The sequence below is a fragment of the Novosphingobium pokkalii genome, assembly GCF_014652855.1.
GTDB lineage: Bacteria > Pseudomonadota > Alphaproteobacteria > Sphingomonadales > Sphingomonadaceae > Novosphingobium > Novosphingobium pokkalii.
The window spans coordinates 105,571-119,042 of sequence record NZ_BMZP01000007.1; the positions used below are offsets into that span (position 1 = coordinate 105,571).

Sequence of the window (13,472 nt, forward strand, 5' to 3'; positions counted from 1 at the left end):
TCAGGCCGGTTTCACGAAACTGTCCAGCACACGCTTTTCGCCCGCGCTGTCGAAGTTGATTTCCAGCTTGTTGCCTTCCTGCCGCTGAACCGTTCCATAACCGAATTTTTCATGGAACACCCGCGCGCCCAGCGCCAGGTCGCTGCGCGGCTTGCTGGCAAAGCTCGCGGCGCTGCGGGTGGACTCGGCGATCTTGCGCGGCTTGGGGTCAAAGGCCTGCGCGGCAGCGCGCTGCCAGCCGGGGCCGCGTGCGGCGGCCTTGTTCGGGTGGTGGCGGGCCACATCTGCAAACGGGTCGCTCGCTTCGCTCCAGTTGGCGCGCCACATCGAGGCGCCGCCCGACAGCGTGGTTTCCTGCTCGACATGCTCGCCCGGCAGTTCCTCGATGAAGCGCGAGGGGATGGCGCTGGTCCACTGGCCATAGATGCGGCGGTTGGCCGCATGCAGGATCGTGCAGCGCCGCCGCGCGCGGGTGATCGCCACATAGGCCAGCCGGCGTTCTTCCTCCAGGCTGGCGAGGCCCCCTTCGTCCAGCGCGCGTTGCGAGGGGAACACGCCTTCCTCCCAGCCGGGCAGGAACACCTGGTCGAACTCCAGCCCCTTGGCCGCGTGGATGGTCATGATCGTGACCTTGTCCTCGTTGGCGGCGGCCTCGTTGTCCATCACCAGGCTCACGTGCTCCAGGAAATCGCCCAGCGTTTCATATTCTTCCATCGCGCGGACGAGCTCGGAGAGGTTTTCCAGCCGGCCATTGGCCTCGGCGGTCTTTTCCGCCTGGAGCGCGCCGGTATAGCCGCTTTCGTCCAGGATCGTGCGCGCCAATTCGGCCGGGCTGAGCGTGGCGACCTGCTCGCGCCAGCGCAGGAAATCGCGCACCAGCGCCAGCAGCGTGTTGCGCGCGCGGGCGGGCAGTTCGTCGGTATCGGCAATGTCATAGGCCGCGCGCAGCAGCGGCACCTGGTTGGCGCGGGCAAAGCGGAACAGCTTTTCCAGCGTCTTGTCGCCAAGGCCGCGCTTGGGGGTGTTGAAGATCCGCTCGAACGCCAGGTCGTCAGACGGTTGGCCCACCAGCCGCAGATAGGCGAGGGCATCGCGGATTTCGGCGCGTTCATAGAACCGGAACCCGCCGACGATGCGATAGCCAAGGCCGATCTGGATGAAGCGGTCTTCAAACTCGCGCGTCTGGAACTGCGCGCGCACCAGGATTGCCACGCGATCGAGCGGGCAGCCCTCGCGCTCCAGCCGCTCGATCTCCTCGCCCACGCGGCGCGCTTCCTCGGGCGCGTCCCACACCCCGATCACGCGCAGCTTGTCGCCGCCGTCGCGCTCGGTCCAGAGCTGCTTGCCCAGCCGCTGCGCATTCTCGGCGATCAGGCCCGATGCCGCGCCCAGGATATGCGGGGTGGAGCGATAGTTCTGCTCCAGCCGGATCACCTTGGCACCGGGAAAATCCTTTTCAAAGCGCAGGATATTGGCCACTTCCGCGCCGCGCCAGGAATAGATCGACTGATCGTCGTCACCCACCACACAGATGTTCTTGCGCACCTGGGCCAGCAGCCGCAGCCACAGGTACTGCACCGCGTTGGTGTCCTGGTATTCGTCCACCATGATATAGCGGAAGCGGTCCTGCCAAGTTTCCAGCACATCGCGGTGCTGGCGAAAGATCGTCAGCATGTGCAGCAGCAGGTCGCCGAAATCGCAGGCGTTGATGGTGCGCAGGCGATCCTGGTAAAGCTGGTAGAGCCGGGTGCCGCGCCCATTGGCATAGGCTTCGTTCTCCCCGGCATCGAGATCGGCCGGGCCAAATCCCCGGTTCTTCCAGCGGTCGATCAGCCCGGCAAGCTGCTTGGCCGGCCAGCGCTTGTCGTCGATCCCTTCGGCCTGGATCAACTGCTTGAGCAGGCGCAACTGGTCGTCGGTGTCGATGATCGTGAACGAACTGGTCAGCCCGACCAGTTCGGCATGGCGGCGCAGCATCTTGGCGGCGATGGAATGGAACGTGCCCAGCCAGGGCATCCCTTCCACCGCCGGGCCGATCAGGTGCCCCACGCGCTCGCGCATTTCGCGCGCGGCCTTGTTGGTGAAGGTCACGCAGAGGATCTGGGAAGGATAGGCCAGGCGCTGGCGCAGCAGGTTGGCCAGCCGTGCGGTGAGCGCGGCAGTCTTGCCGGTGCCCGCCCCGGCCAGCATCAGCACCGGACCATCGGTGGTCAGCACCGCCTCGCGCTGCGGCGGGTTGAGGCTGCTGAGCCAGGCAGGTTCGCCACCGGCAGGCGGCGTGGCGGAAGAGGCGGGGGAAGGGGGGGCAAAGCTCGTCACGCCGGAACAAGTAGGGAACCCGCCGCCCCGGTGCAAGGCGGATTTGCCCGCGCGGCGCCGTCCGGCGCGGGCTGCGAATGCCGCCTATTCATCTGCCGTACAGCAATACATTCACCACTCGTCGCATGTCCGGGGCAAGTCGGGCAATTGACCGATCCAAGATCACGTCTGGCCGAATGCACGGAAACGAAATGACAGCATCGGGCGTAACTTCGACAAATTCTGATCTTGGGAACAGGAGACGATCCCCATGCGAAAGATCATGTCCATCAGCGCTTTTGCGCTTGCTGTCGCCACGCTTCCGGCCGCGCTGCATGCGCAGTCGACCGCCGCACCCCCGCCCGCCGATCCGGCCGCTTCGGCTGCCGCCCCGGCTGGCCCGTTCACCATGACCACCGAGCAGAAGGGCCAGTACGATAGCTGGCCGGCCGATCTCAAGGCCAAGTACGATGCCTGGCCTTCGGCCCAGCAGGAATACTTCTGGTCGCTGAACGCGGACCAGCAGAAGGGCTGGTGGGCGCTGAACGATACCCAGCGCGGGCAGGTCTATGCCATGACGCCCGACCAGCGCTCGCAGATCTGGCCGTCGATCGTGGCCCAGGTCCAGGGTCGCGCCACGGCTTCGGCGGCGGGTAGCGCTCCGGCCGCACCGGCAGCGGGCGCGGATGCCGGCAGCAGTGCGCCGGGCGCGATGGCCGCCAATGATGCCCCGCCGCCGGCCCCTGCCGCCGCACCATCCAGCGACGCGGGCATGGCCAGCGCTCCGGCCAGTGGCAACCAGTATGCGTCCAACGCCGATGCCACGCCCAAGAAGTACCCCGTGTGCTCGCGCACGGTGACCGATAGCTGCCGCAACCGCGGCGGCGTCTGAAGCAACAACCCTGAAGGGTCGCAATACCGTTGCTGTGCCCCTGGGATGGGCAACGGGGAAGGGGCGCCGGGAAACCGGCGCCCCTTTTGCGTGAACGGCGTTCTCACGCGATGCAATCTTGACAAGGCGCGGCGCGGCGGGAACGTCCCGCAACCATGACCGCGACCCGACACCCGCTGCGCCAGCACGCCCGCATCCTGACTGCCAGCCTCGTCGGCACGGCGGTGGAATTCTATGACTTCTATATTTACGCCACCGCCGCCGCGCTGGTGATCGGGCCGCTGTTCTTTCCCGCCCAGGCGCCCGAGGCGCAAGTGCTGCTCTCGTTCATGACCTTTGGCCTGGCTTTCGTGGCGCGGCCGGTCGGGGCGATTGCGTTCGGCCATTTCGGGGATCGCGTGGGGCGCAAGTCCACGCTGGTGGCCAGCCTGATGCTGATGGGTGGCTCCACCATGCTGATCGCGTTCCTGCCCACCTATGCCATGGCCGGACCGGTCGCGCCGGCGCTGCTGTGCCTGCTGCGTTTTGGCCAGGGCTTTGGCTTGGGCGGGGAATGGGGCGGCGCCTCGCTGCTCGCGGTGGAAAACGCGCCCAAGGGCTGGGAAGCGCGCTTTGGCGCGGCGCCGCAACTGGGCGCGCCGCTGGGCTTTCTCTTTGCCAATGGGCTGTTCCTGATCCTTGGCCTTGCCTTGCCCGAAGCCGCCTTTGCCAGTTGGGGCTGGCGCGTACCGTTTCTGGCCAGCGCGCTCTTGGTTGGCCTGGGCCTGTGGGTGCGGCTCAAGATCGGGGAAACCGCCGCCTTTTCCCGCGCCGTGGAAGCCGCGCCGCCGCCCAAGGTGCCGTTCGGCCGCCTCATGGCCGATCATCCAGGGCAAGTGCTCGCCGGGATTGCCGGGGTGGTCGCCTGCTTTGCGATCTTCTATCTCGCCACCACCTTTGCCCTGTCGTTCGCGACCACCAAGCTGGGCTATGCCAAGCAGGAATTCCTGGCCGTGCAGCTTGCGGCCAACTTCTTCCTCGCCGCCGGCATTGCGCTGGCCGGCTGGTGGGCCGACAAGCGCGGCCCGGCCGCCGTGCTGCGCGTGGGCGCCGGCCTCACCGCGCTGGTTGGCCTGGTCTTCGGCGCGGGGCTGGGCTCCGGGCATCTGCCGCTGGTCTTCGCCACGCTGGCGATCGCGCTGTTCGTGATGGGTCTGGTCTATGGCCCGCTCGGCGCCTGGCTGCCCACGCTCTATGCCGTGCCGGTGCGCTACACCGGCATTTCCATCGCTTTCAACGTGGGCGGGATCATCGGCGGCGCCCTGGCCCCGTTTGCCGCCCAGGCCCTGGCCCAGCGCGGCGGCACCGCCAGCGTCGGCCTGTTTCTGACCGTGGCGGGGGCGGTGACGTTGCTGGGCGTGCTGTTTGCGCCAAAGGCGGCGCGTTAGGGCGCCGGGAATTCACGGCGCATCAGGGCATTGTCTCCCCTCCTCTTCAGAGGAGGGGTTGGGGGTGGTGCGAAGCCATGCGCAAGATGTCCACCACCCCCCGACCCCCTCCTCTGAAGAGGAGGGGGAGAAAAACACGCTTTTTCAATCCTTGGCCTTCAAGCGCAGCAGGGTCAGCCGGGCCTTGCCCACCTTGCGCTCGCTTTCCACCTCGCAGGCCTTGATCTGCGGCACTTCGTCGGCGTGGGTTTCCAGGCTGACCCAGGTGCCGGCGCCGATCCAGCCCAGCCGCACCAGCTTGTCCACCGCCACGGCGCCCGCGCCGGTGCCATAGGGCGGATCGAGCAGCACCAGGTCGAGCGGTTCCTTGACCGGCCCGAGCGACAGCACCGAAGACGCGCGCACATCGGCCTGGCCTTGCGCGCGGAACGCGGCAAGGTTGGCGCGGATCGCGCGGATCGCGGCGGCGTCTTGCTCCACGAACAGGCAGTGCGCGGCCCCGCGCGACAGCGCTTCCAGCCCCAGCGCGCCCGATCCGGCAAACAGGTCGGCCACTTTCAGGCCTTCGAAATCGCCCAGTCGGCTGGCCAGCATCGAAAACAGCGTTTCGCGCGTGCGGTCAGACGTGGGGCGGGTGGTGTCTCCGGCGGGCGCGTTCAGCTTGCGCCCGCGCCATTGCCCAGCAATGATACGCATTCGTTCAATTTTCCGGTTTCGGCTTTGCGGGAGCCGTCTTGAGCGTCTTGCGGAAGCGTTCGACCAGCACCTGCGGCACTTCCTCTGCCCCGCCGCGCGGCAGGTCGGCCAGCTCGAACGGGCCATAGGCGGTGCGCAGCAGGCGCGAAACCTGCAAGCCCAGGTGTTCCAGCACGCGGCGCACTTCGCGGTTCTTGCCTTCGGTCAGGGTCAGCTCGATCCACTGGTTGCGGCCGGTGCGGCGCTCCATGTTGGCGTCGATCTGGCCATAGCGCACGCCGTCGATCTCGATCCCCTCGATCAGCTCTTCCAGCCGGTCCTGGCTGATGTCGCCAAAGGTGCGGGCACGATAGGTGCGGGGAATGCCCGTGGCCGGCAGTTCCAGCGCGCGCTTCAGTTCGCCGTCGTTGGTCAGCAGCAGCAGGCCCTCGGTGCTGAGGTCGAGGCGGCCGACCGGCATTACGCGCGGCGTGCCCGGCGGCAGCGCGTTGCGCAGCGCGTTGTAGATCGTCGGCCGCCCTGCGGGGTCGCGCTCGGCGGTGATCAGCCCGGCGGGCTTGTGAAAGCGGAACACGCGCGTTGGCGCGGCGGCGGCAATCAGCTTGCCATCCACGCTCACGCCCTTGAGATTCTTGAGAATCGTGGCGGGCGTCGTGACCAGTTCATCGTTGAGCCGCACGCGTCCTTCGGTGATCAGGCGTTCCACCTCGCGGCGCGAGGCGACGCCGGCGCGGGCCAGCAGCTTGGCAATGCGTTCGCCTTCGCGGCCATCCTCGCGCGGCTGGGCGGGCACGGGCGCCGGGCGCGGCGCTGGCTTGCCCACCGGCGCGCGGTTGGCGATCTTGAAGGGCCGGTCGCCCTTCGGCCGTTCGCCGACGCGCGGCTGGGTGAGCGAGCGGGCCTGCGCCATGCCGCTCGGGCGCTCGTCGCGCGGTGCGGCAGGCTTGGCAGGAACCGGCTTGGGGCTCAGCTTGCCCTCGATCTTGGCGACGGGCTTGGACTTTGCGCCATCCCGCGGCGCTGCGCGATCCTTGTTCGGCGCGGCGCGATCTGGGCGCGGCGCGGGCTTGCCATCGGGACGGCGCGTACTTGCGGCCTTGTTGGAAGCGGCGGGCCGTCCCGGGCGGCCGCTCCTGCCTTTGGGGGGAAGTGTCATCGCCGGCCCATAGACCATTGCCGGGTTTGCGTCAAAGTGGCGTGGGTGTTGGGGTGTTGGGCAGGGGGCTTCGACAAGCTCAGCCCGAACGGAACCTCGGCTATCAATTCCGTTCGGGCAATTCCGTTCGGGCTGAGCTTGTCGAAGCCCCGCTCCCGCGCCTAGGGTGCCGCCTGATGAGCAAGGACACCACGATCGCATCGGCCCCGGCGCCGCAAAAGCCCACGGGCCAGAAACCCAAAGGTTGGCGCCTGTTCAAGCTGGCGCTGCAAACGCGCAAATCGGCCACCATGCTGGGTTTCGGGTTCTCTTCGGGCCTGCCCTATGCCTTGCTGATCGGCACGCTCAACGCCTGGCTGGGCGAAGTGAAGATCGACCTGGCGACGATCGGCGTGCTTTCGTGGATCGGGCTGTCCTATTCGTTCAAGTTCCTGTGGTCGCCGCTGGTCGATCGGCTGGCGCTGCCGGGGCTGGAGCGGCTGGGCCGGCGCAAGAGCTGGATCGCGCTGTGCCAGGGCGTGCTGGTGCTCAGCTTCCTGGGGCTTGCCGCCACCGATCCGGCCCGTGCCATCGGCACTTTTGCCTTGTTTGCGTTCCTGGGCGCGCTGGCCTCGGCCACGCAGGACGTGGCGATCGATGCCTGGCGGATCGACGTGGCGGACGAGCAGACCAGCGTGGAGCTGCTCTCGTCGATCTATCAATTCGGCTATCGCATCGCCTCGATCGTGGGCGGCGCGCTGGCGCTGGTCATGGCCGGGCGGATGAGCTGGCCGCTGGTCTATGTGCTGATGGCCGGGCTGATTGCGCTGATCGCGGTGGTCACCCTGCGCGCGCCCGATACGCCGCGCGCCGAGCAGGGCGCGCTGCATGCCACGCTGGGCCAGCTGGGCGAACTGGCGCCCCGCGCGCGCGGGCTGGCGCTGCTGGTGGTGGGGGTCAGTTGGGCTTGGGCCATCGGCACGATCGTGGCGTTCATGGTGCGCATGCTGCAACCGCTGGCGCCGGGGGAAAAGCATCCCTCGGTGGCCGCCTTCACGCGCGAGACGGGGCCGTTGATCGTGCTGGCCACCGTGGCCGTGCCGCTGCTGGTATCGGCCGCGATCAATGCGCTCAAGGCGCGGCGGGTGGCAGTGCTGGCCGCGCCCGATCCGGCCCATGGGCCACTGCGCACCGCGCTCAACCACCTCTATGTCGCGCTCGTCGCGCCGCTGGCCGAACTCGTCGGGCGCTTGCGCTGGGGCGTGCTGATCGTGATCGGGATGATCCTGACCTACACCTTGTGCTACAACATGTGGGCCAGCTTCGCCTTTCCGTTCTACCTGGAATTCCTGCACTATTCCAAGGACGAGGTGGCCTTCGCCTCAAAGCTGTTCGGCATTTTCATGACCATCGCCGGCATCAGCCTGGGCGGCTTCCTGTTCGTGCGGCTGGGACGCATGCCCACGATCCTGATCGGGGCGGTGCTGCCGATCCTGGGCAATTTCGTCTATGCCGATCTGGCCGAAGGCGCCCCGCTGATCGATCGGGTGGGCCATGCTGTGGGCCTGCATGCGCTGTTCGGTGCGTTCGGGTTCGATGATCGCATGGTGCGCCTGCTGCTCGCGATCAGCTTTGAAAACATCTCCACCGGCATCGCCGGCGCCGCGTTCGTCGCCTATATGTCGGGCATCGTCAGCCGCAGCCACACCGCCGTGCAATATGCGCTGCTCTCGTCGCTCACCTTCCTGATCGGCTCGCTGGGGCGCGGCATCGCCGGGGAAGCGTTCGATCTTTACGGTTATGCCACCGTGTTCCGCTATGCCGCCGCCGCGGGGGGGCTGGCAGTGGTGTTCGTGCTGCTGGAATGGCTGCGCGTAGGCCGTGGGGCTGCTGCTTCGCATGCCACCTGACGGCGCGGTCAGCGTGCTGGCTGGGGCGGCAGGATTCGAACCTGCGCCACCTGACGGCGCAGGCAGCAAAGCTGGCTGGGGCGGCAGGATTCGAACCTGCGAATGCCGGTACCAAAAACCGGTGCCTTACCACTTGGCGACGCCCCAGCAGAGCGCGCGCTTATAGCGGGCGAAACGCGAATGGGAAGGGGGTAGCTGGGGATAACTTGCGCGGGCCGGGCCTCCTTCCCGATGGGGCAGGAGGCCCGGCCGTGCCGGCAGGCTTCCGGCTCAGAAGCCCTTGACGATGCCCTTGAGCTTTTCGGGCGGCAGGCTGTCGAAATCGGCGGCGCTGTGGCGTTCCGACAGGCCCTTGGCGCTGTTCACCAGGCGGCCGCGCAGCACGCCGGGGCGCTGGTCGATCTCACCCACCCAGCGGCCGACGTGTTCGTATTCGTGCATCGACAGGAACGTGGCGGCCTCGCCATAGGCTTCGCCGCGATAGAGGTTGCCCATCCAGGTATAGGTGGCGATGTCGGCGATGGTGTAGTCGTCCCCGGCCAGGAAGCGGCTTTCGGCCAGGCGCCGGTTGGCCACGTCGAACAGGCGCTTGGTTTCCATCGCATAGCGATCGATCGCATATTCGATCTTCACCGGGGCATAGTTGTAGAAGTGGCCAAAGCCGCCACCGATGAACGGCGCGGAACCGATCTGCCAGAACAGCCACGAGAGGCATTCCGCGCGCGCCGGATTTGCCGTGGGCAGGAACATGCCGAACTTTTCGGCCAGATGCATCAGGATCGCGCCGGATTCAAAAATGCGGAACGGTTCGGCGCCGCTGCGATCGACCATCGCGGGAATCTTGGAATTGGGATTGATGTCGACAAAGCCCGAGGAAAACTGGTCGCCGTCGAAAATCTTGATCAGCCAGGCATCGTATTCCGCTTCGGCCACGCCGGCTTCCAGCAGTTCTTCCAGCATGATCGTGGCCTTCTGGCCATTGGGCGTGCCCAGCGAATAGAGCTGGAACGGATGCTCGCCCACCGGCAGGTCCTTGTCATGCGTGGGGCCGGCGATCGGGCGGTTGACGCTGGCAAAGGCGCCGCCGTTGGCCTTGTCCCAGGTCCAGACCTTGGGCGGGGTATATTCTTCCGACATGGTGGTTCCTCTGCAACGGGGTTTGTTAGCCTGCCTATCATTCTGGCGCGGCAGGGGTGCGACTGCAAGATGGGGAACTGCAAGATAGGGTGTGGCGTTGGCCGTTGGGAGGGGCAAGCCTGCGAAAAGGAAAGCTGTTTTGCCACAATCGCGCAAGCCGGGGCTGGTCTATGTGGATGACAGCGTGCCCGGCATCACCCGGCGCCGCGCCGGGCGGGGCTGGTGCTATCGCGATCACCAGGGAAAGCGCATTGCCGATCGCGCGGAAATCGCCCGGCTCAATGCGGTGGCGTTGCCGCCAGCCTATCGCGATGCCTGGTTCTGCCCGCTGCCCCACGGCCATATCCTGGCCACCGGGATCGACGCGCGCGGGCGCAAGCAATACCGCTATCACCCCGATTTCCGCGCCGCGCGCGAGGCGGAGAAGTTCGATGGCTGCGCCACGTTCGGCGCGCTGCTGCCCAGAGTGCGCGCGCGGGTGGAGGCAGCGCTGGCCGGCCGCACGCTGAGCGAGGAGCGCTGCATTGCCTGCGTCGTGCGGCTGCTCGATACCGGCACGATCCGCGTGGGGAATGAGGCCTATGCCCGCGCCAACGCCAGCTTCGGGGCCACCACTCTGCGCGCGCGCCATGCCGAAGTGCGCGGGCAAAGCCTGCGCCTGCGCTTTCGCGCCAAGTCTGGCGTGGAGCGCGACATGCGCCTGACCGACCGTGCCCTCGCGCGCTTCGTGCGCAAGATGCAGGACCTGCCGGGGCAGCACTTGTTCCAGTACCTGGACGAGAGCGGCTGCGCCTGCCCGGTCGATTCGGCCGACGTCAACGCCTGGCTGCGCGCGGTGACCGGCGCGGCCTTCACCGCCAAGCATTTCCGCACCTGGCATGCGAGCGTGCTGGCCTTTGCCGAACTCGCTCATGCGCCGGAAGATGTGCCGCTCAAGGCCCTGCTCGCGCATGTGTCTGATCGGCTGGGCAACACGCCCACGATCGCTCGCAAGAGCTATATCCACCCCGCCGTGCTCGATCTGGTGCCAGACCAGGCGGCCTGGCGCGCCGGCCTTAAACTGCCCCGCGCCACGCGCTGGCTCAGCCGCGAGGAGCGCGGGTTGCTGGCCTTGCTGGGAGAGTTCAGCCCAGGCGGCTGAGCGTGGGCACCAGCGCGTCGAAATGGTCGATCACCGCGTCCGCCCCCAGCAGCGGTGGCGGCAGGTCGTGGAACCCGAAGCTGACCGCCACCACCGGCAGCCCGGCGGCGCGCGCCGCGCCCACGTCGAACGTGGTGTCGCCCACGAAAGCGGCACGGCCGCCGCCGCAGCGGGCGATCATTTCGTTCAGCATGTCGGGCGCCGGCTTGGCCTTGCCCGGCCCCAGCGTGTCGCCGCCGATCACCGTGGCAAAGCGCGGCGACAGGCCCAGTTCGTCGAGCAATTGGCGGGCAAAGGCCTCGCGCTTGTTGGTCGCCACGGCCACGGTCACGCCGCGCGCGGCGAGTGCATCGAGCATCTCCGCCCCGCCGGGATAGAGCCGCGAATGCACCGCGATCGCTTCGCCGTAATAGGCAAAGAGCTGGTCCTGCAACGGCTTGAACTCCGCCTCGTCATAGCCGCCGCTTTCGGCCAGCGCATTGCGCAGCATCTGCCCCGATCCGCCGCCGATGAAGCGGCGCACCACGTCGAGCGGAAACGTGGGGCGGCCGGCATGCTCCAGCGTGCGGTTGAGCGCGTTGCCGAGGTCTGCGGCGGTGTCGCACAGCGTGCCGTCGAGATCGAACCCGACGATTGAAAATGGAAAATCGGTCATGTGCGCAGGCAGTGCCCACCCGTTCTGGAAACTGCAAGCATTAGCTGGCAAGGATGCGGGCATGACCACGCACACTCCGTCGCCTTCGGCCGCCGCTCCGCTCGCTCTTGTCATCCTCGCCGCCGGCAAGGGCACCCGCATGAAAAGCGATCTGCACAAGGTGCTGCATCCGGTTGCCGGGCGGCCGATGCTGCTGCACCTGATGGCCAGCGCCGCGCACCTGGCGCCGCAGCATCAGGTTGTCGTCGCCGGCCATGGGCGTGACCAGCTTGAAAAGGCGCTGGGCGGCCGCGCCACCATCGCCGTGCAGGAGCCGCAACTGGGCACCGGCCACGCCGTGCAGCAGGCGCAAGGCGCGCTGGCCGATTTTGCCGGTGACGTGCTTATCCTCTATGGCGACGTGCCGTTCGTGCGCGCGCAGACGATGCAGGCCATGCTCGATCGCCTCCACGCCCCCGATGCCCCCGCCGTGGTCGTGCTGGCGTTCCAGCCGGACGATGCGCTGCAATATGGCCGGGTGATTGCAGAGGGTGACCGCGTGGTGAAGATGGTGGAGCACAAGGACGCCACCGACGCCGAGCGCGCCTGCACGCTGTGCAATTCGGGCCTCATGGCGGTGAAGGGCGCAGACCTGTTCGCCTTGCTGGCGCAAGTGGGCAACGACAATGCCCAGGGGGAATATTACCTGACCGACATCGTCAACGTCGCCAATGCCCAGGGCAAGACCTGCGCGGTTGTGGTCACCGACGATCCCGATGAAGTGGCCGGCATCAACAGCCGCGGCGAACTGGCCCAGGCCGAGGCGCGCTGGCAGCACCGCCGCCGCCAGGCTGCGATGGCCGATGGCGCCACGCTGGTCGCCCCGGAAACCGTGTGGTTCTCGCATGATACCGTGCTGGGCCGCGACGTGACGGTGGAGCAGAACGTGGTGTTCGGCCCTGGCGTGACCGTGGCCGACAACGTGGTGATCCATGCGTTCTGCCACCTCGAAGGCTGCCAGGTGGACAGCGGCGTGTCGGTGGGGCCGTTCGCCCGCCTGCGCCCGGGCGCCCAGCTCGAACAGGGCAGCCGCGTGGGCAATTTCGTGGAAGTGAAGAACGCCCGCCTTGGCGCCGGGGCCAAGGCCAACCACCTGACCTATCTGGGCGATGCCGATGTGGGCGCGGGCGCCAATATCGGCGCGGGCACGATCACCTGCAACTATGACGGCTATTTCAAGTATCGCACCGTGATCGGCGATCGCGCTTTCATCGGCTCCAACTCTGCCCTGATCGCCCCGGTGCGGATCGGCGCCGATGCCATCGTCGCGGCTGGCAGCGCCGTCTCGCGCGACGTGTCTGACGGCGAACTGCGCCTGGTGCGCGCGGAACAATTGGTCAAGCCGGGCTGGGCGGATCGCTTCCACGACGCGATGAAGAAGAAGAAGGCCGAGGGGCGGAAGTAGGGGAGGGGCTGGTGGCGGCTGAGGGCAGCGAACCCAGGCAATGTGCTGAAGGGCGCGGCGCGAGGTGGGAGTTAAGTATACTGTCCCCGGAATTCCCTGTATCACTACACCAACGAGGCTGGCGCAGCGGGCATCGCGGAGAGCGGTTCGCTGAATCCGTCGCTGTGGCGCGTGGGGACGAAGGACGTTCGGTACGGCAATGGTCAGTACGTGTCGGATATCGTTCCTGGCACTAGAACGCCTTCCCAATTGTCGCGCGATTTCCTTGGTCAGCCGTTCCAGGGCAATCGTTTCACGCACTACGTTGAGATTGATGCTACCGGTTCGGGCGCTATCCAAGGTCGGCCCGGTGTATTCGTGATTCCCAACGAAGCGCCACTCGATCTTACTGGAAGGCTGCTCAGCAGCGGAAAGGTTCCGGTCAAATGAAATACGTGAAAGTGAAGTGGAAACACGATCTGCCGGACACTCCGGATGTGCTTTATAGCGAGCTGGACTCCGACCAGTGGGAAGTGAGGAAAGTAGAAACCTACCCCGATGGTCGGATGGATTTTGCGGATCACGAGGAGCGAACCGGTAGCACGAAGCTCGGCATAGAACCCATGCCTCCGCTAGACCTCATTGCTACCGATCCGGAGTTCGAGCCGCAGATCATCTCGGCCGAAGAGTTCGAAGCGGTGTGGGAGAAGGCGAAAGCAAGATAAAAGGTATGACACCCCTTCGGATGCAACCTGTTG

The 13,472-nt window shown here is 66.9% G+C and carries 12 protein-coding genes and 1 tRNA gene; 7 read left to right on the top strand and 6 right to left on the bottom strand.

The genetic code is table 11. The features are described 5' to 3' along the window. Positions 1-2,319, bottom strand: a complete 2,319-nt coding sequence (locus IE191_RS09315; RefSeq protein WP_191324100.1) for an ATP-dependent helicase — start codon at positions 2,317-2,319, stop codon at positions 1-3. 250 nt (positions 2,320-2,569) lie between these two features. Between IE191_RS09315 and IE191_RS09320 the strand changes: the two genes are divergently transcribed. Continuing rightward, complete coding sequence (locus IE191_RS09320) at positions 2,570-3,190, top strand: hypothetical protein (protein ID WP_191324101.1); 621 nt, start codon at positions 2,570-2,572, stop codon at positions 3,188-3,190. 155 nt (positions 3,191-3,345) lie between these two features. Further along, complete coding sequence (locus IE191_RS09325; protein ID WP_191324102.1) at positions 3,346-4,617, top strand: MFS transporter; 1,272 nt, start codon at positions 3,346-3,348, stop codon at positions 4,615-4,617. A 144-nt stretch (positions 4,618-4,761) separates the two neighbouring features. Here IE191_RS09325 and rsmD read toward each other — a convergent pair whose 3' ends face one another. After that, entirely contained in the window at positions 4,762-5,313 is a 552-nt protein-coding gene (gene rsmD, locus IE191_RS09330; protein ID WP_191324103.1) for a 16S rRNA (guanine(966)-N(2))-methyltransferase RsmD, read from the bottom strand. A gap of 4 nt (positions 5,314-5,317) precedes the next feature. Beyond that, entirely contained in the window at positions 5,318-6,469 is a 1,152-nt protein-coding gene (locus IE191_RS09335; RefSeq protein ID WP_444544238.1) for a pseudouridine synthase, read from the bottom strand. A gap of 176 nt (positions 6,470-6,645) precedes the next feature. Here IE191_RS09335 and IE191_RS09340 point away from each other — a divergent pair, with 176 nt between their 5' ends. After that, positions 6,646-8,358, top strand: coding sequence for an AmpG family muropeptide MFS transporter (locus tag IE191_RS09340; protein ID WP_229815219.1), 1,713 nt, complete (start codon positions 6,646-6,648; stop codon positions 8,356-8,358). 72 nt (positions 8,359-8,430) lie between these two features. Here IE191_RS09340 and IE191_RS09345 read toward each other — a convergent pair. Both IE191_RS09345 and yghU read right to left on the bottom strand, forming a co-directional pair. After that, a tRNA-Gln gene (locus IE191_RS09345) sits at positions 8,431-8,505 on the bottom strand. 123 nt (positions 8,506-8,628) lie between these two features. Beyond that, on the bottom strand, positions 8,629-9,495 hold the full coding sequence (yghU, locus tag IE191_RS09350) for a glutathione-dependent disulfide-bond oxidoreductase (RefSeq protein WP_191324104.1): 867 nt from the start codon (positions 9,493-9,495) through the stop codon (positions 8,629-8,631). Positions 9,496-9,634: 139 nt separating this feature from the next. On the opposite strand from yghU, the gene IE191_RS09355 reads away from it, so the two are divergent. Beyond that, on the top strand, positions 9,635-10,636 hold the full coding sequence (locus tag IE191_RS09355; protein WP_191324105.1) for a DNA topoisomerase IB: 1,002 nt from the start codon (positions 9,635-9,637) through the stop codon (positions 10,634-10,636). On the opposite strand, the gene IE191_RS09360 is transcribed toward IE191_RS09355, so the two are convergent. Continuing rightward, positions 10,620-11,291 carry an HAD-IA family hydrolase gene (locus IE191_RS09360; RefSeq protein WP_191324106.1) on the bottom strand — a complete coding sequence of 224 codons (672 nt, stop codon included), beginning with the start codon at positions 11,289-11,291 and terminating at the stop codon, positions 10,620-10,622. The two genes, IE191_RS09355 and IE191_RS09360, sit on opposite strands and share 17 nt — an antisense overlap. Before the next feature lie 61 nt (positions 11,292-11,352). On the opposite strand from IE191_RS09360, the gene glmU reads away from it, so the two are divergent. From glmU to IE191_RS09375, 3 genes are all read left to right on the top strand, one after another. Beyond that, positions 11,353-12,735: a bifunctional UDP-N-acetylglucosamine diphosphorylase/glucosamine-1-phosphate N-acetyltransferase GlmU gene (gene glmU, locus IE191_RS09365; protein WP_191324107.1), complete on the top strand. Its 1,383-nt coding sequence runs from the start codon at positions 11,353-11,355 to the stop codon at positions 12,733-12,735. 96 nt (positions 12,736-12,831) lie between these two features. After that, the gene (locus tag IE191_RS21335) at positions 12,832-13,164 is read left to right on the top strand and encodes an HYD1 signature containing ADP-ribosyltransferase family protein (RefSeq protein ID WP_191324229.1); all 333 of its coding nucleotides are present in this window, start codon (positions 12,832-12,834) and stop codon (positions 13,162-13,164) included. Then, a complete protein-coding gene (locus IE191_RS09375; protein ID WP_191324108.1) occupies positions 13,161-13,439 on the top strand; it encodes a DUF6881 domain-containing protein in 279 nt (92 codons plus the stop codon). Before IE191_RS21335 ends, IE191_RS09375 begins: the two co-directional genes overlap by 4 nt. Positions 13,440-13,472: the final 33 nt, after the last annotated feature.

Coding starts and splice junctions, on each gene's coding strand:
- glmU (WP_191324107.1), top strand. CDS start 11,353: ATGACCACGCACACTCCGTCGCCTTCGGCCGCCGCTCCGCTCGCTCTT.
- IE191_RS09335 (WP_444544238.1), bottom strand. CDS start 6,469: ATGACACTTCCCCCCAAAGGCAGGAGCGGCCGCCCGGGACGGCCCGCC.
- IE191_RS09325 (WP_191324102.1), top strand. CDS start 3,346: ATGACCGCGACCCGACACCCGCTGCGCCAGCACGCCCGCATCCTGACT.
- IE191_RS09320 (WP_191324101.1), top strand. CDS start 2,570: ATGCGAAAGATCATGTCCATCAGCGCTTTTGCGCTTGCTGTCGCCACG.
- yghU (WP_191324104.1), bottom strand. CDS start 9,495: ATGTCGGAAGAATATACCCCGCCCAAGGTCTGGACCTGGGACAAGGCC.
- IE191_RS09360 (WP_191324106.1), bottom strand. CDS start 11,291: ATGACCGATTTTCCATTTTCAATCGTCGGGTTCGATCTCGACGGCACG.
- IE191_RS09340 (WP_229815219.1), top strand. CDS start 6,646: ATGAGCAAGGACACCACGATCGCATCGGCCCCGGCGCCGCAAAAGCCC.
- IE191_RS09375 (WP_191324108.1), top strand. CDS start 13,161: ATGAAATACGTGAAAGTGAAGTGGAAACACGATCTGCCGGACACTCCG.
- rsmD (WP_191324103.1), bottom strand. CDS start 5,313: ATGCGTATCATTGCTGGGCAATGGCGCGGGCGCAAGCTGAACGCGCCC.